Here is a 21,322-nt window from a genome sequence, read left to right on the forward strand (position 1 = left end):
CGAGTCTCTCTCACAATTAATTGACGAGCACGCGCCCTTCCCAGTATGGTCGATCTCATCGTGACGTCCGACCACACCAACACCAGACGCGAACACACCCTCACCCGCCTCTTACAACGGGGCGAGCGCCTGCACCGGCGCGGGACACAAGCCAGCACACGATTCTCCCGGTGGCGAGGCGTCCTCTTTCTGGTCGGACTGCTCATCACCGTGACGCTCTACCGGCTGGAACAGTACGACGCCGGCAACTGGTCGCTCCTGTTGTTCGTCATCGGATTTCTCACAATCGCCGCGTATCATAACAGGCTCGAACACCGGATTCACCGGCTGGCGTTATGGTCCGGCATCAAGCGCCAGCATCTCGGCCGTCTGCGTCTCGACTGGAACGCCATCCCGCCCAATCGACCGGTTCAGTCCGCCATACACCTCTATGCCCATGACCTCGACCTGCTCGGCCCTCGCTCCCTACTGCATCTCCTCGACACGACCACGTCCACACAGGGCCACGACCGGCTCGCTTCCTGGCTCCTCACTCAACCGCCGGATGAACAGACCTGGCAGAGCAGACACCGGCTGGTCAAAGAACTGACTCGGCTGACAGGGTTTCGGGATCGGCTGAACGTCCAAGCCCGGCTGACGGGCGAGGCGGAAATCAACGGGCAACGCATTGAGGCGATCCTGCGGCATCATCTGCATCTGCCCTCCCTCCGCATCGTCCTCCCGATCCAAGCCATACTCGCCGCCACCACGCTGATTCTCGGCCTTGGCACGCTGCTCAACCTCATGCCGTCCTATTGGATGATCTCGTTCGGCCTCTATGCGGTGATCTTTTTTCAGACCGATCAGGGAGAGGAATTGCTGGAGCATGCCGTCGGCCTGCATCATGAAGTCGAAAAACTGGGAACGCTCTTACAGTTCCTGGAGCAGCGCGCCCAGAAACCGGGATCGGCACTGGCCGCAACCTGCCGCGTGCTCCTAGAAACGGATAAGGCCCCGTCGGCGTTGATTCGACGCCTGGCGTGGGTGCTCCATGGCGTCAGCGTCAAAGCGCATCCGCTGGTTCACTTGGTGCTCAATGCGCTGTGCCCCTGGGATCTGTTCTTTACCTTCCGCCTGCAACAATTCCAACGGCGGATCCAGCACCTCCTCCCACTCTGGCTGGATTGCCTCGCCGAAGTGGAAGCCGCATCAGCACTGGCCACCTTCGCCTACCTGCACCCGTCATATACCTGGCCGACACCCCACCGGACCGAGGCGCTGACCGCCACAGGACTCGGCCATCCGCTCATCCCCGCGGGCAAGCGAGTCACCAACGACATCGCATTTGCACGCCGCGGCATTCTGTATCTAATCACCGGTTCAAACATGTCCGGCAAGAGCACCTTCCTCAGAACGATCGGCATCAATCTCTGCCTCGCGCAGGCCGGTGCGCCGGTCTGCGCCAAGACCTTTGCCTGGACCTGGAGCCGCCTCGCCTGCTGCATTCGCGTCAACGACTCCCTGGATGCAGGCCTGTCGTTCTTCTATGCGGAAGTGAAACGCTTGAAGTCGATTCTTCAGGCGACGGAGGATCGAGAGGCCCCGCCGGTGCTGTTCTTGATCGACGAAATTTTCAAAGGCACCAACAACCGTGAGCGGCTCATTGGCAGTCGGGCCTATGTACGGGCACTAGCCATGGGCAACGGCTACGGCTTGGTCACCACCCACGATCTCGAGCTTGCCGATCTTGACCAATCGATTCCCGCGCTCACCAACAGCCACTTTCAAGAAACAGTCGCGGCCGGCACACTGCAATTCGATTACACCCTGCGGCCAGGCCCCTGCCCAACGACCAATGCGTTGCGGATTATGGAATTGGAAGGACTGCCGATAAACCTCCCGCCGCCTTCATAACCGCCGGAACGAGACAGCCGGAAGCCGGCCTCTGCAACCGAGAAATACCCGGATTCCTTCACTCTGAGCGACGTTTCCTTTGACCTCCGCGTGCACTTGCTCCATAGTTAGACACATCACTTTCATTCACCCAAGCGCGAGTACATGTCCATTCCATCGTCGCATCCGCTTCGCGGTCTGTTGATCGCGCAATTCTTCGGCGCCTTTAACGACAACGCCTGGAAACTCATAGTCGCGCTCCTCGGCATTCGTCAGGTCGCGGCGACCCTGGCGCCGGGCGCGGATCTGGAAGCAGCCTCTCAATCGCAGACCACGCTCACATTTGTCATCTTCACACTCCCGTTGGTGCTGATCTCGCTGGTGGCCGGTGTGGTGGCGGATCGCATCAGCAAACGCACCGTCATCGTGTCCATGAAAGCCGTTGAAGTCGGCCTCATGGCGGCCGGCACCGTCGCCCTCTTTATCGATCAGGCCGGGGGCTGGCTGCCCCTCATCGTACTCGGCTGTATGGGCGCCCACAGCGCACTCTTCAGCCCGGCGAAATATGGAATCTTGCCTGAAATTCTGCCGCACGACCGGCTCACCCAGGGCAATGGCATTCTTGAATTGAGCACCTTCCTCGCAATTCTTGGCGGCACCGCCGTCGGGGGAATGCTGCTGGAGGGCGCAGGCTCATCCACCTGGCTGGCTCCGCTGGCGCTCACGCTGTTCTCGCTCATCGGCTTCGGCGCATCGCTGACCGTCCCTTCCGTCCCGGTCGCCCGGACAGAGGGAGGCATCGGCTCCACGCTCGGAGGAGCCATTCACGCCGTCCGCGCCAGCCAAACCTTGCTGCTCACGATCCTCGGCGCCGCCTTCTTCTGGACGATCGCCAGCCTGGTCGGCCAAGATATGTTGGTCTACGCCAAAACGGTCCTGACCCTGCCGGACTCGCTCTCCGGCCTCCCGCTCGCCGTGCTCTCGATCGGCATCGGCGCCGGCGCCATGCTCGCGGGAAAACTTTCCGGCGAGCGCATCGAGTACGGCTTGATTCCCATGGGCGCCATCGGGATCTGGGTGTTTCTCTTACTGCTGGGACTGCTCGGTCCAGCACTCTACGGCACACTCATCTTGATGGCAGGACTTGGCCTGTCCTGTGGACTCTTTGTCGTGCCCATAAATTCCTTGATCCAGTGGCATGCGCCCACCGATCGGCGCGGAAGCATCATTGCCCTCTCAAATACCTGCACGTATAGTGGCGTCCTCATGGGATCGCTCAGCGGCGGCATCTTGGCATCTCTCGGCCTTTCCAGCACCGGCATTCTACTCGCGGCGGCTGCGGCCACCTTCGCCGGCACCCTGTGGGCCCTCTGGCTGGTCCCCGGCGCCTTCGTCCGCCTCGTCCTCATGCTCCTGACTAAAACGCTCTATCGAGTGCGCATTGTCGAACCGGCACACGTACCGCAAACAGGCGGCGCGCTTCTGGTCCCGAACCACATGTCGCTGGTCGACGGGTTTCTCCTGATCGCCAGCCTCGACCGCCCGGTCCGCTTTGTAGTCGATGCCGCCTACGCGACCCATCCGTTGTTCAAATGGTTGATGGACATTATGCAGGTCATCCCGATTTCTTCTTCCGGGGGACCGAGGGTCATCCTGCGCGCGCTCCGTAGCGCCGGTCAGGCACTCGACGACGGCGAGCTCGTCTGCATCTTCCCGGAAGGGCAAATCACCAGAACCGGCACGCTCTTGCCGTTCCGCCGTGGATTCGAACGCATCGTGAAAGGACGCACCGTCCCCATCATCCCGGTTCATCTGGATCGCGTCTGGGGCAGCCTCTTCAGCTTCGTCAAAGGCCGCTTCATCTGGAAGCTTCCGGAACAGATTCCCTATCCGGTGACAGTCTCCTTCGGCGCGCCGCAACCGGCCGGGACTCCGGCGCATGAACTCCGCCGGCTCGTGCGCGAGCTGGGTGAAGCCGCCTGGAGATTGCGTAAAGCCGACCAGCAACCGATCCATCGCCCGGTCATCACCGCCTGGCGCCGCCATCCGCTCACCTTTGCTATGGCCGACGCCTCTCGCCCGCGCATCACCGGACTCAAAGCCTTGATCGGCACCGTCACGCTGGCGCGCGCCATGCGAACGCACTGGCGGGGCCAGCGTCATGTGGGGCTGCTCCTGCCTCCGAGCGTGCCCGGTGCGCTGCTCAACGTCGCCGCCGCCCTCGCTGGAAAAACCAGTGTGAATCTGAATTACACCGTCGGCCGTGTCGGGCTGGAATCGGCAGTGACTCAGGCCGACCTCAAGACCGTGCTCACCAGCCGTCTGTTTATCGACAAGGCCAAATTGGAAATCCCCGGCAGCGTCACGGTCTTGTATCTGGAAGATATCGCCAGGACGATATCCGGCGGCGAGAAATTCACCGCCTTGCTGCTGGGACTCTTCGCGCCGATCGGCCTTCTGGAGCGGGCCTGCGGCCGGGAGCAGCCGATCAGCCTGGACGATCTGGCCACGATCATCTTCAGCAGCGGCAGCACGGGTGAACCCAAAGGCGTCATGCTCTCGCACTTCGCAATCAATGCGAACGTCGACGGCGCCGGACAGGTCATCCACATCAGCCAAGCCGATCGCGCCTTGGGCATCCTTCCCTTCTTCCATTCGTTCGGCTATATGCTGCTCTGGTTCTATGCGCGCAATAATACCGGCATCGTCTTTCACCCGTCTCCGTTGGATGTCGGCGCCATCGGTGAACTTTGCAGCCAGTACCGCATTTCCCTCCTGGTCGTCACGCCGACCTTCTTACAGCTCTATCTGCGCCGCTGCACGCCTGAACAATTCAGTAACCTGCGTGTCGTGCTGACGGGCGCGGAAAAACTCCCGCTCCGCCTCGTGCAGGCATTCCAGGACAAGTTCGGCATCACCCCGGTCGAAGGCTACGGCGTGACGGAGTGCGCGCCCGTCATCTCGGCCAACTGTCCGGACTTCCGCGCCTCCGGCTTCTACCAGGTGGCGTCGCGCCGAGGGACTGTCGGCCAGCCGTTTCCCGGCGTGTCGGTGCGCATCGTCGATCCGGAGACCTGGGCCATTCTGCCGCCGGGCCAATCCGGCATGCTGCTGGTCAAAGGTCCCAATGTGATGAGCGGCTATCTCGGCAGGGAAGACCTCACGGCCAAGGCGATGAAAGACGGCTGGTACATTACCGGCGACATTGCGACGCTGGACGACGATGGATTTCTCACGATTACCGACCGGCTCTCCCGCTTTTCAAAAATCGGCGGCGAGATGGTGCCTCACGGAAAAGTCGAAGAAGCCTTGCAACAGGCCGCCGGCGCAGATCTGCAAGTCTTCGCCGTGACCGGCCTCCCGGACGAGAAAAAGGGCGAACGGCTGGCCGTGCTCTACACCATCGACGACGCGATGCTCCCGACCGTGCTCGACAAGCTCGCCACCAGCGGATTACCCAATCTCTTTATCCCGGCCAAAAACCAATTCGTGAAAGTCGACGCGCTGCCGATCCTCGGCACCGGCAAGTTGGATTTGCGTGGAGTCAAACGGATCGCGATGGAACGACTGGCCCAGGACAGCGCGCCCTGATGACGTCTCGCCGCACGGAACCCCCTGCGTTTCCCACGCCCGACGAATATCCACGGCAAGCCTCATCCGGCCGCTTGCACGAGAACGACATGGCCGTGATCAGAAGAACGGAGCCATGAACACGAAATCGCTCATCGATTGCCATGTGCATCTTGCCGCGTTGCCCGACGGCAACAACCGCTGCTATATTTCGCCGAAGATGCTGAAGAGCCCGCTCTTTCGTTTTCTGTTTTGGAAGCACGGCCTCTCCGTCAACCGGCCGCGTGAAGCCAATGAAAAGTATCTGGACGATCTGCTCATCGAACTGCGCGCCTCGAAGCACGTACAGAAAGGTGTCTTGCTCGGTATGGACGGCCATTATGACTCCAACGGCATCCTGAGCCTGGAGCATACCGATCTGCTCGTGAACAATGACTATGTGCTCAAGACCGCCCAGGCCCATCCGGACGAATTGCTGGCCGGCATCTCCATCAACCCGCAGCGGCGGGACGCGGTCGAAGAAGTGCATCGGTGTGCGGATGCCGGAGCGACGCTGGTCAAAGTGCTGCCGAACGCGCAACAGTTCGACCCGGCCGATCCAAAGTACAAGCGGTTTTACCGGGCGCTCGCCGAGCGAAAGCTCCCGTTCCTCAGCCATGTCGGCTACGAGTTCAGCTTGATCGGCAAAGACCAATCGGTCGGCGAACCCGACCGGCTTCGAGTCGCGCTCGACGAAGGGGCCACGGTCATCGCAGCTCACGCTTGCAGCTACGGACTGATTCTCTTCGAGAAGTTTCTGCCGACCCTGCGCGATCTGGTGCAGCGCTATCCGAATTTCTATGCGGATATCTCCGCCCTCACCCTGCCGAACCGCTTCCGTATGCTCCTGCACCTGCGCAACTACCCCGAGGTACACGAGCGCCTGCTCTTCGGAACCGACTATCCCCTTTCCGTGTTTCATATCGCCGCCTGGGGGCGCGTGGCCTTCGGCACGTTACGCAAGATGATGCAGACCACAAACCGCTTCGACCGGCAGGTCGAAGTGTGCAACGGATTGAAGCTGGGTTTCCGGTCGCTGGGCGACATTCTTCCTCATTCCACGATGCACTCGAACCGATAGATAGGCGCACCGATGGACCGCAATCAGATACTTGCCTCGCTTCGCGAAAGGATTCTCGCGTTCGCGACATCACGAGTATCGAGGGACCAGGCCGAAGATCTGACCCAGGAAACGCTCGTAGTGCTGCATGAGAAGTACCCCGCAGTCACCGACGTGACCGAACTGGTCCCCTTGGCATTTCAGGTCTTGCGGTTCAAGATGCTCGACGCTCACCGCAAGGCCTTCCGGCGAGGCGAGTACAATCAGGAGTCGGTCGAGGAATTGCCGCTGGCCGACCCCGGTGCTGATCCGGCCGCTCAGCTTGACCAACAGCAACGCGTGAACCGGTTACTCGCCGCGGTCATGCAACTCGGCGAGCGCTGCCGGGAACTCTTCAAGTGGAAACTGGAGGGGAAAACCTTTCCCGAGATTCAAAAGATCATGGGACAATCGTCAATCAATACGATCTATACCTGGGATCTTCGATGCAGGAAGCAGCTGTTAGCGGCGATGGACGGCAGCTGGGACTAACCGATGGCAGAACACGAGTTCGAAAAACTTCTCGGCGGTTTTGCGGCGGATACGCTGACGCCGGAGGAACGCCGGCAGCTCTTTACCGCCGCCATGCAGGATCAGCAACTCTTCAATACTCTGGCCGACGAGCAGGCCTTGAAAGAACTATTGACTGACCCGGCCGTGCGACGCCGATTGCTCCAAGCCTTGCACAATGCCACTCCGGTTCCTGCCGACAAACCAGGCTCATGGCTGGACTGGTTCCGGCGCCCCGCCAATCTCGCCCTGGCCGGCGGACTGGCCACCGTCGTTTTTGCCGTCGTCCTCGGCACCAAGGTCTATCAGGACAGCCTGAAGCAGAACGCACACTCCGGCGCGATGGAAGACACGACGCCACCGCAATCTACAGCGCCGATGCCCACACCCAAAGAGACCGACGCAGCCGGACCGACAATCGCCAAGAAAGAGATGCGCACTGATAAGCTGGCGCTCAATAAAAAGGCCGCCTCGTCACAAATACAGGAATACCGGCCGGCTGATTCTGCTCAAGAGCTTACTCCCCCAAGAAGCCCCCGAGAGAAAGGCGGGAAGCAGCCGACAGCTCCGAGCACCGCACCGAGTGCACTATCTGAAGGAGCCGCCGCGTCAGCCGACCGACAGCTTGCTACTGGATTACCAGCGCCGACGCCGGAGCCCATGATCGTGCCGTCACCAGCGCAATCCGCAGCACCCGTTGCGGATGAACAGCCCATCAGCGCACGCGCCTTGTTCTATGGAGAGGGAGTCCGCGCCGATGCCGGTAAGATGCTCCGGGACAACGAACGCGCCATGAAGCCCCTTGCCGAATCTGCTCCGCAAGCCGCCCCACTCCAGCGAAAAATGGAAGGGCTCTCACAATTCAGCAAGGCAGCTGGTCCTGCGACAGCATCCACACCACTTGGGCTACGCTACAGCTTTGTCGTACAGAACTCTGATGGGCAGGAGCAGGAAGTCGACGCAGCCGCCGCGTCCAGGAATCCAACGCCCGTGCAGTTGACCATTGAGTCCAATCAAGATGGCTACATTCAGGTATGGCGAAATGTGGGAGCGGCCAACACCCAACTGCTGCTGCCGCTGAAAGCAAGCGGCCACATCTCCATGAAGATCCCAGCCGGACAACGCCAGCGCCTGCCATTGCCGGCTGGCAGTGGGACCGTGATCGTCCGCCTTTCTCGGGTCCCGTTCGGCCCCATCTCACGACAAGAGGCCGCGCTCCTCAACCGACGTTCGCCGAATCTCATTCAGGAGTCGGTGGCCACACCGCATCCCACTGGTTCACAGGAACGGGCCACCTATGTCATCAGCCAGGATCCCTCCCCTACCGCGCAGATCGCTGTCGACATTCTGCTGGCCCAGCAGCAATAATCCTCCCCGTTCACCACTGAGGCGAAGGGGCGCAGACTTTTCATATGCCGACAGAATCACCCAACGACCAGGGCCCGGCATTCTTGTCTTACGGATTCCGCCCGTTCTTCCTCAGCGCGGCGCTCTTTGCCGGTCTAGCCATTCCCGTCTGGGCGTTGATTCTGACAGGCTGGACGGATTCACCCTTCCGCTATGCTCCGCGCGATTGGCACGTGCACGAGATGCTCTTCGGCTTTCTGCCAGCGGTGATTACCGGGTTCCTCCTCACCGCAATGCCGAACTGGACCGACCGGCCGCCGCTCAAAGGCACGCCGCTGCTGGCCTTGTTGATGCTCTGGCTCGCCGGACGCCTGACGATCGCCATGCCGTGGCCAACGCCACTCGTAGGGGCGCTCATTGATGCGGGATATCTGGCTGCGCTGGCCGCCATTGTCTGGCGAGAGATCGCGGCAGGAAAGGCGTGGGATCGCGCCCCGATCGGCATCGTCATCAGTCTCTATGCCGCCGCCAATATTTTGTTTCACGCGCTGGCGCTGAGTGGATCAGAAACGGATCTACCCGAGCGGATGGCCGTCGCGCTGATGATGCTGTTGCTGACGCTCATCGGCGGACGCGTGACACCCAGCTTCACCGGTGACTACCTGGCCGAGCAGGGCCGTCCCGAAGAGCTTCCAGACTTTTCCAGCATTGATGGAGCGGCGATTCTCCTCACAGTCATGGCCGCGCTGAGCTGGACCATTCACCCTCAGGCCAGTGTGGCCGGATGGCTCTTGATCGCCGCCGGGCTAGCCAATATCGTCCGCCTCGCGCGCTGGCGCGGGTGGCTCACCTGGCGCGAGCCGATCGTGTTGATCCTGCATGTGGGGTATGGATGGCTCACACTGGCGCTGCTCATCATCGGTGGAGCGACGCTGGGATTCGGCCTCAAGCCGGCCGATGCAGTGCACGCCCTCACGACGGGCGCAGTCGGCGCCATGACCATGGCAGTGATGACCCGCGCCAGCTTAGGCCACACGGGACGGCCGAAACAGGCAGACCGCCTGACGCTCATGATCTACATGCTGGTCAACCTGGGTGCGCTACTGCGAGTCTTCGGGGCGATGACCGGCCTCCCGGCGACTCTCATGCTCGGCGCTGCCGCCGCAGCCTGGAGCGCCGGCTACCTGCTCTTTGCCACAGTGTACGGCCCCTACCTCATGCGCCCCAGCCTCGACGAGTAATCAGGAAGCCCCGGTGCCCGGCCAGGAGTTCCACCCGTACGGATGAACACGGATGATCAGCAATCGCGGCAACGCTTCCGGTCAAACACAGCAGAACGCCCGGCGCGCCAATTAGAAACCAGCGCCGCTCTGTTGGTATTCCGGAGGACTGTGAAGGAAAATGACGACGCACGACTCTCCTGGCGCATCCGCCAGTAACGAGGCGTGACGCCTATATGGTACATATACGGACGTCAGAAACGGGAATCTCATATATGAAAACGATTCCAGGGTTCACCGCAGCCGCTGGCCAGTTGGCAGAAATCGCCCGTTGGTCGCACCGGAACGGATGGGCACCCGCCACAAGCACCAACTACAGCGTCCGCCTTCCAAACGAAGCCATACCAGCTCTTTGCGCGATTACGAGTTCGGGTGTGGACAAAGAGCATCTCGGAACCGAGCATGTGCTCGCGATCGACCACCAGGGTCGGCCGGTCTCGGACACGAAACTGATCCCTTCGGCGGAAACGGCTTTACATCTCATGCTCTACCGCACCATGCATGCCGGCGCCGTGTTGCACACTCATTCACTCGCCGCCACGCTCCTTTCTCAACGCGCCAGCGAGCAAGGGCACCTCTCTCTCTCCGGTTGGGAACTGCTGAAAGGGTTGGAGGGCATCAAGACACACGAGTGCACCGTTCAGCTCCCGGTGTTTCCCAACGCACAAGACATTCCCACACTCGCCGTCTTGATCGAAGCGGCGCTCACCGCCGTTCCAGCCTCCTACGGCTTTCTCTTAGCGGGACATGGCCTCTACGTGTGGGGACGCGATCTCTCCGAGGCTAAACGCCATCTCGAAACGTTCGAGTTCATTCTGCAATGCGAATTGGAGATTCGACGCCATGGCCATACTTCAAGTGCCGGACCGGCATACGTCTCACACGGATGAAACGGAGATCCGGCGCTTTCTCAACGCGCGAGGAATCATGTACGACCGGTGGCCCTCCCCTGCGACGGTTTCGTCGGCCACGCCGGACGGTGAGGTGCTGGCTGCCTACCGAGACCGGCTCACCCCGCTCATGGAACAGGGCGGTTACCGGACGGTCGACGTGGTCACGGTGACCGGCCGGACGCCGAACCTCGACGCGATCCGCGACAAGTTTCTGCGCGAACACACCCACGACGAAGACGAAGTGCGCATGTTTGTCGAAGGCGAAGGCCTGTTCTGGTTCCATCTGGAACGGGAAGAAGACGAAGTGTTTTCCTTGCTCTGCCAAGCCGGTGACATCATTGCGGTCCCGGCCAACACCAAACACTGGTTCGATCTGGGGAAACATCCCGCCGTGCGGGCCATTCGGATCTTCACCGACCAAGCGGGCTGGGTTCCGCACTACACGAATTCCCACATCGAAGAACACTACCAGGCCGGCGCATGACGATCCGCTGCGTGGTCATGGATATCGAAGGGACGATTCTCCCGATCACGTTCGTACGGGAGACGCTGTTCCCCTATGCGCATCACCATCTCGACCGGTTCTTAGCCGATCATCGAGACGATGGCGACGTCCGCCGCTGGCTGCTCCTCTGCCAGGACACCGTGGCGCAGGAAGAGGGCGTCAGGCCCACAGAGAACCAGCTTCCCGACATCCTTCGACGCTGGATGACGCAAGACCGCAAGCACACAGGACTCAAGGGATTACAGGGACTCATCTGGGAAGAAGGCTACCGGAACGGCGCGTTCGCACCGGAACTCTATGACGATGTGACCGACACCCTGTCCGCCTGGCATGTCGGCGGGCTGCAACTCGCTCTCTATTCATCCGGCTCCGCGCAAGCCCAACACCTGCTCCTCACCCATACGACAACAGGCGATCTCACCAGCCTCTTCGCCCATTACTTCGATACGGAAATCGGCCTCAAAGCGGATGCCGCGTCCTATCGTCGCATCGCCGAACAGTTGGCACTCCCACCAGGCACGATATTGTTTCTTTCCGATATCGAAGCCGAACTGGATGCCGCCACTATGGCTGGTTTTCAGGCCATGCAGATTGTCCGTCCCGGCACGAAAGCCGGCACCCGCCATCCGATCGCAGCACGCTTCACCGACATCGACCTCACCCGCGTCGGCTCCGCAAATACTTGGCCAGCACCCCGCTGAATCGCGCTGAATCTCCTCCCCCTAGGGTGAGAGCTGGCGTGGCGCAAACATGATGATCGCCATGCCGCAGAGACAGATCGCGACACCAAGCCAATCCCAGGGAGAAGGTCGCACCGCGTCAACGAACCACAGCCACAGGATGGCGACCGACACATACACCCCACCGTAGGCCGCATAGACACGCCCGGCCGCGAGCGGATGCAGCGTAAGCAACCAGACGAACGCCGCCAGGCTCGCCGCAGCCGGAATCAACAGCCAGATCGGCGCGTCTTTCTTCAGCCATAAATAGGGAAGATAGCACCCGACGATCTCAGCGATGGCCGTGGCTACAAACAGCGCGACGGTTTTGAGCTCCAGCATGGGCAGATTGTCCTTTGCACCGCGCCTGTCACCGTACAGATTCGCAGACCCCGCTGCGGACAGACGAGTCTGTCACGGCGGCCCGTTGCGCAACTCCGTGCCATGCATCCTAGCAAAGAGATCCCAGTCAAACTGTTTGGGCGACACGGCATGCAGCGGGATCGCGTCGATCGCTCCGCGCTCGCGATACGCCATCATGCACCCGACGACATCCTCCGGGCGCTCCACTAAACGATGGACCGTCTCATAGGCCAGATGCTGGGCAATGGCTTTGTCTTCCGGTGTCGGAGGAGCGCCCCGCAACGTGTGGCCGAGAATGGTAGCCTTGGTCGCGAGCGTCAATGGATATTGGCCGGGCTTCGCATGACGCTGAGCCCATCCGCCGATCGCGCCGGCCACGTAGTCGACCAAGCCATGCACTCCACCCTCCCGGTGATGCCGATGAGGGGTTCGTTCGGCCACGACAAACAAGTGGCTCTTGTTGGGCACTCCCAACGTGCGCTTCAGCGTGCCGAGAATCACCTCATCGATATAGGCATCGGGATCGGGATGTTCGTTGACCAATAAGCCCTCAGCCCGCGCTTGATAAGCGCAGGCGAGCGCCAGATGTCCCGACCCCGCGCCCATCACTTCTACGAAAAAGACGCTCCCCATGGCGGCACTCGTCGCCTTGAGCGACTCAATAGACTGATCCGCCAGGGCCATGGCTGAATGGTAGCCGAGCGAGATGGTGCCTTCGAGATTGTTGTCGATGGTTCCGGGTATGCCCACGACCTGCACGCCGAACCCTTCGTAAATCGCCCGCGCCCCGCGGAAACTTCCGTCGCCTCCCAGGACCACCAACGCCGCGTCTTCTAGGAAGGGCGCGAGGTGCCCGACCGCCGCCCGCTGAACCAGTTCGTCTTTAAAGTCCTCGAAGCGGCTGCTGCCGATGGGACTGCTCGCATGGCTGCTCATGCCGCGGGTATCTTCTTCGGTCACCGGTTCGATCCAATTGTTCGCGAGCCCGAGGAACCCGTGCCGGACGAAATGAACCTCCAGACCGAATCGATACGCCTGTACGCGCAACTCTTTCAAGGCGGCGCCGGCGCCGGCGAAGTCTCCCCCCGAGACCAGCGCTACGATCCGCTTGATCTGCCGAGGTTTCAGCGTCACCCGGTCTTTCCGTACCCGCTCCACCGCCATCCATGAATCCCGCGAGGCCCGCTCCCGCTCCGATAATCCAACCGCCGTGGAATAGCCCGACAAGTGCCCTTTCTCAAACGTGAGCAGCACGACATTGTCCTGGCTTTCTTTGTAGTCGCTGAACTCCGTGAAGGCTTCGTGAAACGGGCGCGCATCCAGATAAATCATGAGGGCCCGCAACGTCGAACTGTGCGTGTACAGGCAGGCTGCTTGCCCCGCATGCGCGGCCCCCAATTGGTGCAGCCCATCGATCACATCGACGTAGAGATCGAAAAACGAATTGCCGCCGGGATAGCAATACAGCGGATCTTTGATCAGCCGTTTCGCGGTCGACACCTCGACGCCGAACGCCGCGGCCAGCTCCTGGACCTCCACCGTCTTTTCGACGCCCGTGATCCATCCGAAATCCGACGACTCCAAAGCGGGCGCATACACAGCCTCGGTCGGAGGAAGCGGGTCACGGGCCAGCGCAGCCCTCACGCGCTCAAAGAGTTGCCGCGTGTTGGGACTCCGGCTGATGAAGTGGAGAAACCCGCGCGGCTCCAGGTAATTCGACAAATGGAGAAAATCCAGCTGCTGCCCGACCACGCCGACCATCCGGGCCAGCGCGGCCCCCACGACGTCAGCCCGCGGCACGCCCCGTTCAACATCCAATTGATTCGCCAACCGGCGACCGACCCGATGGGTTTTACTCTCGACGCGGGAAATGCCGTGGCGCATGGTAAAGAGCAGCGTGCGGCCGGACAATTCACGCGGCAGGAGCCAGAATCGATCATCGCCCAAATCGAGCACGATACGTCCATCCGCCAGCTGCGGCGTGAGCTGCGCACGCGGCACGATCGCCACCGGACGCCGCTGAGTCGGCTTCAACACCGATCCGATCGGCGCCCGCATCAAGGGGTGAAGCGCGCCTTCCGCGAGCAACCGGTTCCAGGCGGCAAAAAATACCAGCGGATCGCCGGCGCAGGCGTCATCGATCACGGCTTGCCTGGCCGACCGATAGGCGTCAGCTCTGGGAAATCCCGCGCGAGCGCGGGCGACAAAATCCTTGATCGACGCCATCGCCTGGCGCGCTCGCGCGGCACGGTCGTTCGACGAAGCCGGAGCGGGCGGCGCCGACACGCCGTCGATCGCCGGGCGGCGCGCGAACTGCTCTCCATAGGCCAGCAGGCCTTCAATCGTCACGAAATCAAGCGAATCTGTGGTACTCTGCATGCCCCTCCTTCACCTCGGGGTCGTTGGCCCGATCACCGACAGGTGACGCCCATCACCGGGCGTGAACGAGTGCATCATTGGGTGTCCGCCGTTTCTTGTCAAGAGCTGAGGAGAGCACCATGCGAAAGGCAAAGATAGTCTGTACGATCGGGCCCGCCAGTAATTCGCTGACGATGTTGGAACGGCTTATTGAAGCCGGCATGGATGCCGCCAGGCTGAACTTCTCCCATGGGGATCATGACACCCACGCGGCTGCCATCACCGCAATTCGTCAGGCGGCGGAGCGCCGCCAGGCGGCCGTCGCAATTATCCAGGATCTGCAGGGGCCCAGGATTCGCGTGGGCGAGTTACCCGATGCGGGAATCATGGTGAAAATGGGCCAATCGGTGCGGCTGCAGACGATGCTGGCGCGGTCCGGCGGTCAGCTCGGCGCACAGTCGATCGCCGCGGCACACTCCGCCATCCCTGACATCCCCGTCACCTACCCCTATCTGGCTCGCGATCTCAGACCCGGCGCGCGGATCCTGATCAACGACGGACTGATCGAACTGCTGGTCGATCGCATCTCCGGCGGAGCCGCCGAATGTACCGTCGTCACCGGAGGGGCCATCACCTCGCATAAGGGCATCAATTTACCGGGCACGTTCGTCAGCGCGCCCACCCTGACCGACAAAGACCGGGAAGACATCCGGTTCGGCATCGCCCACGGCGTCGATTACCTGGCCCTCTCCTTCGTCAGAGGGCCTGAAGATATTCTGGCCGCACGGGCATTGGTCGCCGAATGCGGCGGCACGTTGCCGATTATCGCCAAGATCGAACGGGCCGAAGCCGTCACCGCCCTGGATGCGATCCTGGAACAGGCGGACGGGGTCATGATTGCGCGGGGAGATCTGGGCGTTGAGATGGGTCCCGAAGCCGTGCCGCTGTTGCAAAAACGCATTATCACGGAAGCGAACCGCCGCCGCCGTCTCGTCATTACCGCCACGCAAATGCTGGAGTCGATGACCCAGGCCCTGCGTCCGACCAGAGCGGAAGCCTCGGATGTCGCCAATGCCGTGTTCGACGGCACCGATGCGGTCATGCTGTCAGCTGAAACAGCCATCGGAGCGTACCCAGTGGAGACGGTTCAAGTCATGGGTCGCATCATTTGCGCGGCAGAGGAAGGTCCCGAACCAGGCGTGAAACCCAAGCGTCACACCGATTGGGGAGAGATGGCCTTCCCCGAAGCGATCTGTACTGCAGCGGCCTCGGCCGCCAAAGCCATCACGGCCGGTGTGATCGTCGCCTTCAGCGAGCGGGGCACGACGGCGCACCTCATCTCGAAACAGCGACCGGCCGCACCGATCATCGCCCTCACCCCGTTTGAGCCGATCAGGAAGCGCATGGCCCTCTATTGGGGCGTGCGTCCCTATACCATGCCGCAAATCGAACAGACCGATGCCCGCGTGGACGAGGCCGCGCGACGGCTAAAAGCGGAGGGGCTGGCTAAAACCGGAGAACGGATTGTGATTCTTTCCGGGACTCGCATCGGGCAACCGGGGGGAACGAATCTGATCAAGCTGCACGTCGTGGAATAAAGACCTGCCGCACGACCGGAAGGCGGTCACTGCGTTACGGAGCGAACTGACCGATCGACAACCCCGCAATCGCCGCGATGCCGCCCACGCAGCAGAGGACGAATCCCGCCGCGCCGGCCACAAACCAGGGACGCACCGGCGCAAACTCGATTGGCGTGAGCCGGTCGTGCAACTCAACCGGCCGCCGCCACCACCATGACGGAAGCGTGATCCGCCGCTTCAGTGCGCGATACAAAACCACGTGATACCACAATCCTGCCGGAATCCCGATCAGCAAGCCTCCGGCCAGGATCCACAATCCGAACTCGATCATGATCAGTGGCGTGATGACCTGCGCAATCACGCCGAGCACCACGACCCCGACCAGACTGGCCAGCACCAGCAAGAACTCATGCATGGAATCGATTGTACAAGAATCTTATGTGCGCGGGGGAGAGGCGACCGAAAACTCTTCGCTGAAGACGCTCACGGCTGCGCTCGTCCGGCGTAGCGCCCAAGCTGAGCCACGAACGGGAACCGCAACATCATGAACAGGTTCAAACAGACCGGGGGGCCGAGATGTTCGAGGCCGATCTTCATTCCCAATTGCCCCAAGGCCGGTTCCGCGCAATAGGTGCCGAACAGGCGGTCCCACCAGGGCACGTTGAATCCGTAGTTGCTGTTGGTTTCACGCACATCCACCGAATGGTGGATGCGGTGCATGTCCGGCGTCACGACGAACCACCGGAGGACGCGATCAAGACTCACGGGCATCCGCACGTTGCTGTGATTGAACAAGGCTGTCGCATTCAGCACGATCTCAAAGATAACCACAGCCAACGGAGCAACCCCCAGCGCCAGCACGGCTGCCGCCTTCACCATCGTTGAGATCACGATTTCGACCGGATGAAAACGCACCCCGCTGGAGACATCCAAATCCAGGTCGGAGTGATGCATCATGTGAAACCGCCAGAGAATCGGCACGTAGTGGAAGACTTGATGCTGCCAATAGATGACGAAGTCAAGCGCCACGATGGCGATCGCAATCTCTAGCCACGCCGGGACATCGATCAGATTCAAGAGTCCCCAGCCCCGTGCTTGCGCCATGGCGGCGACGGCCACCACGCCACCCATAAAAAACAGCCGGGCAATCGCCGTATTCAAGATCACGATCGTAAGATTGCCGCCCCACCGGCACAACTTCGAGGCCGTCAGCGGCCGACGCGGCGCCAGAACCTCCCATGTGGCCATGATCGCCAACACGGATAGATAAGAGCCAACTCGAAAAAGGACTTCACTTCCCATCACGTTCCCCGGGCATAATCACTCGCGTCTCATTTCCACACGTTCACATCCAAGTCGCTACAACCGTCCTCACCTCAGGGACACACCTCAACCACTACCTCCCGGCCACGTTCAAACACATACACCCAGCCGATTAATTGACACACTGCAGTTTCCTGTCGACCACCGTCAGCGGAGGCCTGAGCACGCCGCTAATCTGCATAAAGGAGCCTTTTGCCGTTCGCTCGTCATTGAGTACGGTAGCGATCCGCATCCAGGAAGTCGCTTGCTTGATCGAACACCCTGTCGCCCGTGTCGTACACAAGGCATCGCAAATGATGATACTGGTTTCGGCGCAGTTATAGGTCTGCACGACGTAGGATTTCCAGACCGACGGCGCCCGCAGCTTATTCCAGGTTTCATACACGGGCTTCCAGGTGACATTATACGAGTACGTCGTCGGCGAGTCGCAGCGGGGGGTATCGGCGGCGATCTCCGTGACATGCCACGGCTTTATCGGCGCCGTCACCTTGAGGTCTGCGAATAGATCGGACGAGGACAACGCGAAGATCATGATAACCACTGCAGCCACTGTAGTGACTTTCTCCTTCACGATTTCCTCCTGGGTAATGTTGGACCATGAAGACATTCATCGACGGCTGAACCTTGTAGTCGACGCGATGGTATTCAGGATCAACCCATGCGCGCGTATGTCTCCGCGCATTGCGCACAACGGGACATTCCGGTTTGGAGCCGCCATATCCACATACTTCAGCGGGTGCCGATTACGCTCACAATGCTGAATCGCACAGCGCCGTGTCAGAAGTGTTCAACAGTGGCTCCTCACGGGCTCGCCCTTACGGAGGCGCGGTGACATCCGTGCGATACCACGTAAAGAAGAAGACCGCTGTATATTGATCGTAGTACGCCCGGCCGATCAGCGTTGGCGTCGAGCTGAGGAACTCGCCCGTCCGATTGTCGTAGATATCAAGATGCAACCTGACATACCCGCTCTGACCTTGTTCTTTGTAGAGCGTGAGTTCCGGAAGGGCAAATGGAATCAAGACGCTCTGGACTGCCGGCATCCCCAAAAAGGTAAGGCCTTGCATGGTGCCAAACGACTCCGCCATCACGCGGATCAAATACGGCGACTCCGCATCTCGAACCGACACGCGGTAGCCTCTTCGCCCCAGCTCAGCGGATACGGCATCGCGAATATACAAAATATCGCGTCCGGGACGGCTCATCGCCCCCTCGGTGGTATTCGTCATCCGCACGCGGGACTGCTCGCTCTCAAGGCCCGTCGCATCCACATCGACATTGACGCCCGCGGGTAACTGAATCGTCAAATCTTCAAACGCGCGGTGAACCGACTGCGTCAGCAACACCTGCTCAACCGCCGTGCGGGGCGTGCGCGAGAGCTCCCGTTCCAGCGCACAGGCCGTTAACAACGATGGTAGAAGGATCAACAGTAAGAATGGGATCTTCATGGGATGCCCTGCCCTCGCCACGAAAGTCTCCCGCATGCTAATGGCCTCTCGAAATGAATGCAACTCCCTGGCAGGCCTGCAAACCGCCCTCCACGGCCCACATCTCGGGATCCTGGCTCCGATCACCGCACCCACGCTGTACACTGCCGCACGGCCTTCTTCAGAAATTCAGACCGTCTCCCCTTGTAGCGTTCCGCCGATTAGGGCTTCTAGCTCCCCACAAAATACCGCCGCTTGAGGTCATACTCTGAGTTCTTCTTGAAATGCCCCGGCACCCACTTCCGCCAGTCCTCAAACAAATCTTGCGGCTTCCACGTGTTGAACGCCGCTGCGCCATACCGGTCGATGTACCGTTTCACCGATTCACGAAAGCGATGATGGGCAAACACGCGCATGAATTCGCCGAAGTAGATATCCGCGACACGGGCATCGCCTCGAATGAGGACCATATTTTCATCGTTGGTATTGACGCTGGCCTCGCTGAAATTCGCTGAACCGGTAAGGGTGACAGGCTTCTTGCCGAGCGGGTCGATCAGCATAAACTTGGTATGCACCCAGTTCACATTGACGCCGATCCCCGGGCCCTCCTGATGCCAGCCATCGACCCAGTCCACAAAGAGGCGATGCCCGACTGCCATGCCGATGTTCTCGTGGCGCCGGATGCGCTCGATCTCGGCAATTGCAGCGGCTCGCGAGGCCGCATTGCCGCCATTGACGTATTTATCCAACAAGGCGAATCGCAGCACTCCGTCGTTCCGGTCAAACACAGGACGGAAGTCTGCGACGATGCCGAACGGGAACGTCATGAATAGCGGCTTGGGCGCGCGTGCCAGATCGATCCACCAATCAAATACGTCGCGTCCGCGATGGGGAGAGAAGATCGGCGTCAGTGAGTCGGAATCGTCAGGCGGAGGCAAGGCATTTTCCGACCCGGCCCAGTCCTTCAGCTCGTTCGATTCCGGGTCGCCGTGGAGCTCCGTCCAGTAGGCGAGAAACCGCTTAGCCAAAGTCTTATCGTGAATCGCATGCCCGACGTTGAGCTGACCATACAATGCATTCCGGCTGAAGTTGGTCGAACCGGTCCACACAGAAATCGGTGTGCCGTTCTTGCTCAGCACGATAAATTTATTGTGCATCAGCTTGGCGTTCACGCGTGGAACACACAGGGATGTAATTTTCGCCGTCGCGATTTCTTTGCCGTTGTCCGATCCGGTCTCGTCATCGTTCCCATGATAGATGATCTTGACGTCCGCGCCGGAAGCGGCGGCCGCCTTGAATGCCGCTAACACTTCCGGCCACTTCACTTCATAGATCGCGGCGTGAAGGCTGTAGGCCTGCCCCTTCGCCTTCCCGATGAACCCGAGCAACGCGGGCAATAGATCGCGCGTGAGCCACTCATAGGCGGGTGCGCCGGCCTCATCAAGCGTCATTCCTGAAAAGCGTTTGGCGAACGCCTGTGAGGCGATTGCCCCACGGTTAAAGTGCACATCGTGCTTGGTACCGGCGCGCAGTTCAGTTTCGATGGTGACGCTGGTTGCGGGCTTTTCGATCAAGGCACCGGGACTGCCGTACATCGGAATCACCCGGTATCTGTACTTGTACCCCGGCTTCACCGAATAATCCGCCCACTGGAAGGCCTGGAACGGATGCTCATGGCTGCTGGCATCTTCGATGCCCGTGGATATACGGATACGGGGAAACGTCTTGTTACCGCGCAGCCACGTTGTTTCCTCGTCGGTAATGTCCGTGCGTTGGATCGCAAACCCCATGAGCCCCGCCGCATCCGCCTCCTTCATATCGAAGGCCAGGAAAACAACGTAGGTCCCGCTGATAGCCCGCACCTTGACGAAGCCCGATGCCGTTTTGCGCATAGGTTCTCCTCATGGTTGAAATTAAGCGGCCCGCTCCACCTGCGCCCGAAGCACCTGCATTTGTTGTTTCGCCACGGTGACATCAAGGCCAAGCCAGGTGCAGGCGATGTCGAGGGAGTTGAAGACGATGACTTTCACACCATACCCTTCCGCTTCTTTTAAAAACACCAGGGCTCGCGCATAGGTCTCTTTGTTGACTAAGAGCGCCACCTTGCCAACCCGGAGCCGGCCAACCGTTTGGCCATAGAGAGCAGCAAAGTCTTTCACCTGCTCCACAGTCGTGCCGAATTGCGCGCGCTCGGCATCAACCAACGCGGAGGCTCCGGCCTTCACCAAGGGGTCACTCAAATGCCGTCGTTCATGTGCCAGAAGCTCCTCATGCATGATCGGCCCTATCCAAACCTCTATCACCACACTACCGCCATTCAATACAGCATAGGTATTAGGCATGCGTATGTCCCCTTTTCAGCCGACCGGCACATCAACGACCCCGGATTTCACGGAACCCTAACGATACTGATTCCCGCCTGTCAATCATTCCCCTC

Annotated in this window: 18 protein-coding genes; 10 read left to right on the top strand and 8 right to left on the bottom strand. The window is 60.6% G+C overall.

From position 1 onward, the window contains the following. The first annotated feature begins 45 nt into the window (after nt 1–45). The 9 genes from NITLEN_RS01345 (at nt 46) to mtnC (ending at nt 11,816) form a co-directional block, all read left to right on the top strand. Nucleotides 46–1,893: a MutS family DNA mismatch repair protein gene (locus NITLEN_RS01345; protein WP_121987782.1), complete on the top strand. Its 1,848-nt coding sequence runs from the start codon at nt 46–48 to the stop codon at nt 1,891–1,893. A gap of 144 nt (nt 1,894–2,037) precedes the next feature. Continuing rightward, nucleotides 2,038–5,463, top strand: coding sequence for an acyl-[ACP]--phospholipid O-acyltransferase (locus NITLEN_RS01350; protein WP_121987783.1), 3,426 nt, complete (start codon nt 2,038–2,040; stop codon nt 5,461–5,463). 115 nt (nt 5,464–5,578) lie between these two features. Continuing rightward, entirely contained in the window at nt 5,579–6,562 is a 984-nt protein-coding gene (locus NITLEN_RS01355) for an amidohydrolase family protein (protein WP_121987784.1), read from the top strand. A gap of 12 nt (nt 6,563–6,574) precedes the next feature. Then, complete coding sequence (locus NITLEN_RS01360; RefSeq protein WP_121987785.1) at nt 6,575–7,072, top strand: RNA polymerase sigma factor; 498 nt, start codon at nt 6,575–6,577, stop codon at nt 7,070–7,072. A gap of 3 nt (nt 7,073–7,075) precedes the next feature. Continuing rightward, the gene (locus NITLEN_RS01365) at nt 7,076–8,458 is read left to right on the top strand and encodes a hypothetical protein (RefSeq protein WP_121987786.1); all 1,383 of its coding nucleotides are present in this window, start codon (nt 7,076–7,078) and stop codon (nt 8,456–8,458) included. Between the two features lie 44 nt (nt 8,459–8,502). Continuing rightward, nucleotides 8,503–9,678: an NnrS family protein gene (locus NITLEN_RS01370; protein ID WP_121987787.1), complete on the top strand. Its 1,176-nt coding sequence runs from the start codon at nt 8,503–8,505 to the stop codon at nt 9,676–9,678. A gap of 254 nt (nt 9,679–9,932) precedes the next feature. Then, a complete protein-coding gene (locus NITLEN_RS01375; protein ID WP_181416568.1) occupies nt 9,933–10,607 on the top strand; it encodes a methylthioribulose 1-phosphate dehydratase in 675 nt (224 codons plus the stop codon). Beyond that, nucleotides 10,561–11,094 (top strand): 1,2-dihydroxy-3-keto-5-methylthiopentene dioxygenase, encoded by a 534-nt coding sequence (locus NITLEN_RS01380; protein ID WP_121987789.1) that lies wholly within the window; start codon nt 10,561–10,563, stop codon nt 11,092–11,094. The genes NITLEN_RS01375 and NITLEN_RS01380 overlap by 47 nt, the downstream gene beginning before the upstream one ends. Then, nucleotides 11,091–11,816: an acireductone synthase gene (gene mtnC, locus NITLEN_RS01385; RefSeq protein WP_121987790.1), complete on the top strand. Its 726-nt coding sequence runs from the start codon at nt 11,091–11,093 to the stop codon at nt 11,814–11,816. The genes NITLEN_RS01380 and mtnC overlap by 4 nt, the downstream gene beginning before the upstream one ends. Before the next feature lie 21 nt (nt 11,817–11,837). Here the strand turns inward: mtnC and NITLEN_RS01390 are convergent, their stop codons facing one another. Next, nucleotides 11,838–12,176, bottom strand: a complete 339-nt coding sequence (locus NITLEN_RS01390; RefSeq protein ID WP_121987791.1) for a YnfA family protein — start codon at nt 12,174–12,176, stop codon at nt 11,838–11,840. Between the two features lie 72 nt (nt 12,177–12,248). Beyond that, on the bottom strand, nt 12,249–14,576 hold the full coding sequence (locus NITLEN_RS01395) for a 6-phosphofructokinase (protein WP_121987792.1): 2,328 nt from the start codon (nt 14,574–14,576) through the stop codon (nt 12,249–12,251). A gap of 119 nt (nt 14,577–14,695) precedes the next feature. On the opposite strand from NITLEN_RS01395, the gene pyk reads away from it, so the two are divergent. Then, nucleotides 14,696–16,153: a pyruvate kinase gene (pyk, locus tag NITLEN_RS01400; protein ID WP_121987793.1), complete on the top strand. Its 1,458-nt coding sequence runs from the start codon at nt 14,696–14,698 to the stop codon at nt 16,151–16,153. A gap of 34 nt (nt 16,154–16,187) precedes the next feature. Here pyk and NITLEN_RS01405 read toward each other — a convergent pair whose 3' ends face one another. From NITLEN_RS01405 to NITLEN_RS01430, 6 genes are all read right to left on the bottom strand, one after another. Beyond that, nucleotides 16,188–16,550 carry a hypothetical protein gene (locus tag NITLEN_RS01405; RefSeq protein WP_121987794.1) on the bottom strand — a complete coding sequence of 121 codons (363 nt, stop codon included), beginning with the start codon at nt 16,548–16,550 and terminating at the stop codon, nt 16,188–16,190. A 68-nt stretch (nt 16,551–16,618) separates the two neighbouring features. Continuing rightward, nucleotides 16,619–17,383, bottom strand: a complete 765-nt coding sequence (locus tag NITLEN_RS01410) for a sterol desaturase family protein (RefSeq protein ID WP_219999363.1) — start codon at nt 17,381–17,383, stop codon at nt 16,619–16,621. A 187-nt stretch (nt 17,384–17,570) separates the two neighbouring features. Further along, nucleotides 17,571–18,029, bottom strand: coding sequence for a hypothetical protein (locus NITLEN_RS01415; protein WP_146216058.1), 459 nt, complete (start codon nt 18,027–18,029; stop codon nt 17,571–17,573). A 244-nt stretch (nt 18,030–18,273) separates the two neighbouring features. Continuing rightward, nucleotides 18,274–18,906 carry a hypothetical protein gene (locus tag NITLEN_RS01420; RefSeq protein WP_121987797.1) on the bottom strand — a complete coding sequence of 211 codons (633 nt, stop codon included), beginning with the start codon at nt 18,904–18,906 and terminating at the stop codon, nt 18,274–18,276. A 209-nt stretch (nt 18,907–19,115) separates the two neighbouring features. Next, the gene (locus tag NITLEN_RS01425; protein WP_121987798.1) at nt 19,116–20,777 is read right to left on the bottom strand and encodes a phospholipase D-like domain-containing protein; all 1,662 of its coding nucleotides are present in this window, start codon (nt 20,775–20,777) and stop codon (nt 19,116–19,118) included. 21 nt (nt 20,778–20,798) lie between these two features. After that, nucleotides 20,799–21,227 carry a hypothetical protein gene (locus NITLEN_RS01430; RefSeq protein ID WP_146216059.1) on the bottom strand — a complete coding sequence of 143 codons (429 nt, stop codon included), beginning with the start codon at nt 21,225–21,227 and terminating at the stop codon, nt 20,799–20,801. Nucleotides 21,228–21,322 lie beyond the last annotated feature (95 nt).

Source organism: Nitrospira lenta, from assembly GCF_900403705.1.
Taxonomy (GTDB): domain Bacteria; phylum Nitrospirota; class Nitrospiria; order Nitrospirales; family Nitrospiraceae; genus Nitrospira_D; species Nitrospira_D lenta.

What these genes read in the sequence shown, in the direction of transcription:
- NITLEN_RS01375 (WP_181416568.1), top strand. Translation starts at nt 9,933, where the DNA reads ATGAAAACGATTCCAGGGTTCACCGCAGCCGCTGGCCAGTTGGCAGAA.
- NITLEN_RS01410 (WP_219999363.1), bottom strand. Translation starts at nt 17,383, where the DNA reads ATGGCCACATGGGAGGTTCTGGCGCCGCGTCGGCCGCTGACGGCCTCG.
- NITLEN_RS01350 (WP_121987783.1), top strand. Translation starts at nt 2,038, where the DNA reads ATGTCCATTCCATCGTCGCATCCGCTTCGCGGTCTGTTGATCGCGCAA.
- NITLEN_RS01355 (WP_121987784.1), top strand. Translation starts at nt 5,579, where the DNA reads ATGAACACGAAATCGCTCATCGATTGCCATGTGCATCTTGCCGCGTTG.
- NITLEN_RS01380 (WP_121987789.1), top strand. Translation starts at nt 10,561, where the DNA reads ATGGCCATACTTCAAGTGCCGGACCGGCATACGTCTCACACGGATGAA.
- NITLEN_RS01370 (WP_121987787.1), top strand. Translation starts at nt 8,503, where the DNA reads ATGCCGACAGAATCACCCAACGACCAGGGCCCGGCATTCTTGTCTTAC.
- NITLEN_RS01420 (WP_121987797.1), bottom strand. Translation starts at nt 18,906, where the DNA reads ATGAAGATCCCATTCTTACTGTTGATCCTTCTACCATCGTTGTTAACG.
- pyk (WP_121987793.1), top strand. Translation starts at nt 14,696, where the DNA reads ATGCGAAAGGCAAAGATAGTCTGTACGATCGGGCCCGCCAGTAATTCG.
- NITLEN_RS01365 (WP_121987786.1), top strand. Translation starts at nt 7,076, where the DNA reads ATGGCAGAACACGAGTTCGAAAAACTTCTCGGCGGTTTTGCGGCGGAT.
- mtnC (WP_121987790.1), top strand. Translation starts at nt 11,091, where the DNA reads ATGACGATCCGCTGCGTGGTCATGGATATCGAAGGGACGATTCTCCCG.
- NITLEN_RS01425 (WP_121987798.1), bottom strand. Translation starts at nt 20,777, where the DNA reads ATGCGCAAAACGGCATCGGGCTTCGTCAAGGTGCGGGCTATCAGCGGG.
- NITLEN_RS01395 (WP_121987792.1), bottom strand. Translation starts at nt 14,576, where the DNA reads ATGCAGAGTACCACAGATTCGCTTGATTTCGTGACGATTGAAGGCCTG.
- NITLEN_RS01430 (WP_146216059.1), bottom strand. Translation starts at nt 21,227, where the DNA reads ATGCCTAATACCTATGCTGTATTGAATGGCGGTAGTGTGGTGATAGAG.
- NITLEN_RS01390 (WP_121987791.1), bottom strand. Translation starts at nt 12,176, where the DNA reads ATGCTGGAGCTCAAAACCGTCGCGCTGTTTGTAGCCACGGCCATCGCT.
- NITLEN_RS01345 (WP_121987782.1), top strand. Translation starts at nt 46, where the DNA reads ATGGTCGATCTCATCGTGACGTCCGACCACACCAACACCAGACGCGAA.
- NITLEN_RS01405 (WP_121987794.1), bottom strand. Translation starts at nt 16,550, where the DNA reads ATGCATGAGTTCTTGCTGGTGCTGGCCAGTCTGGTCGGGGTCGTGGTG.
- NITLEN_RS01360 (WP_121987785.1), top strand. Translation starts at nt 6,575, where the DNA reads ATGGACCGCAATCAGATACTTGCCTCGCTTCGCGAAAGGATTCTCGCG.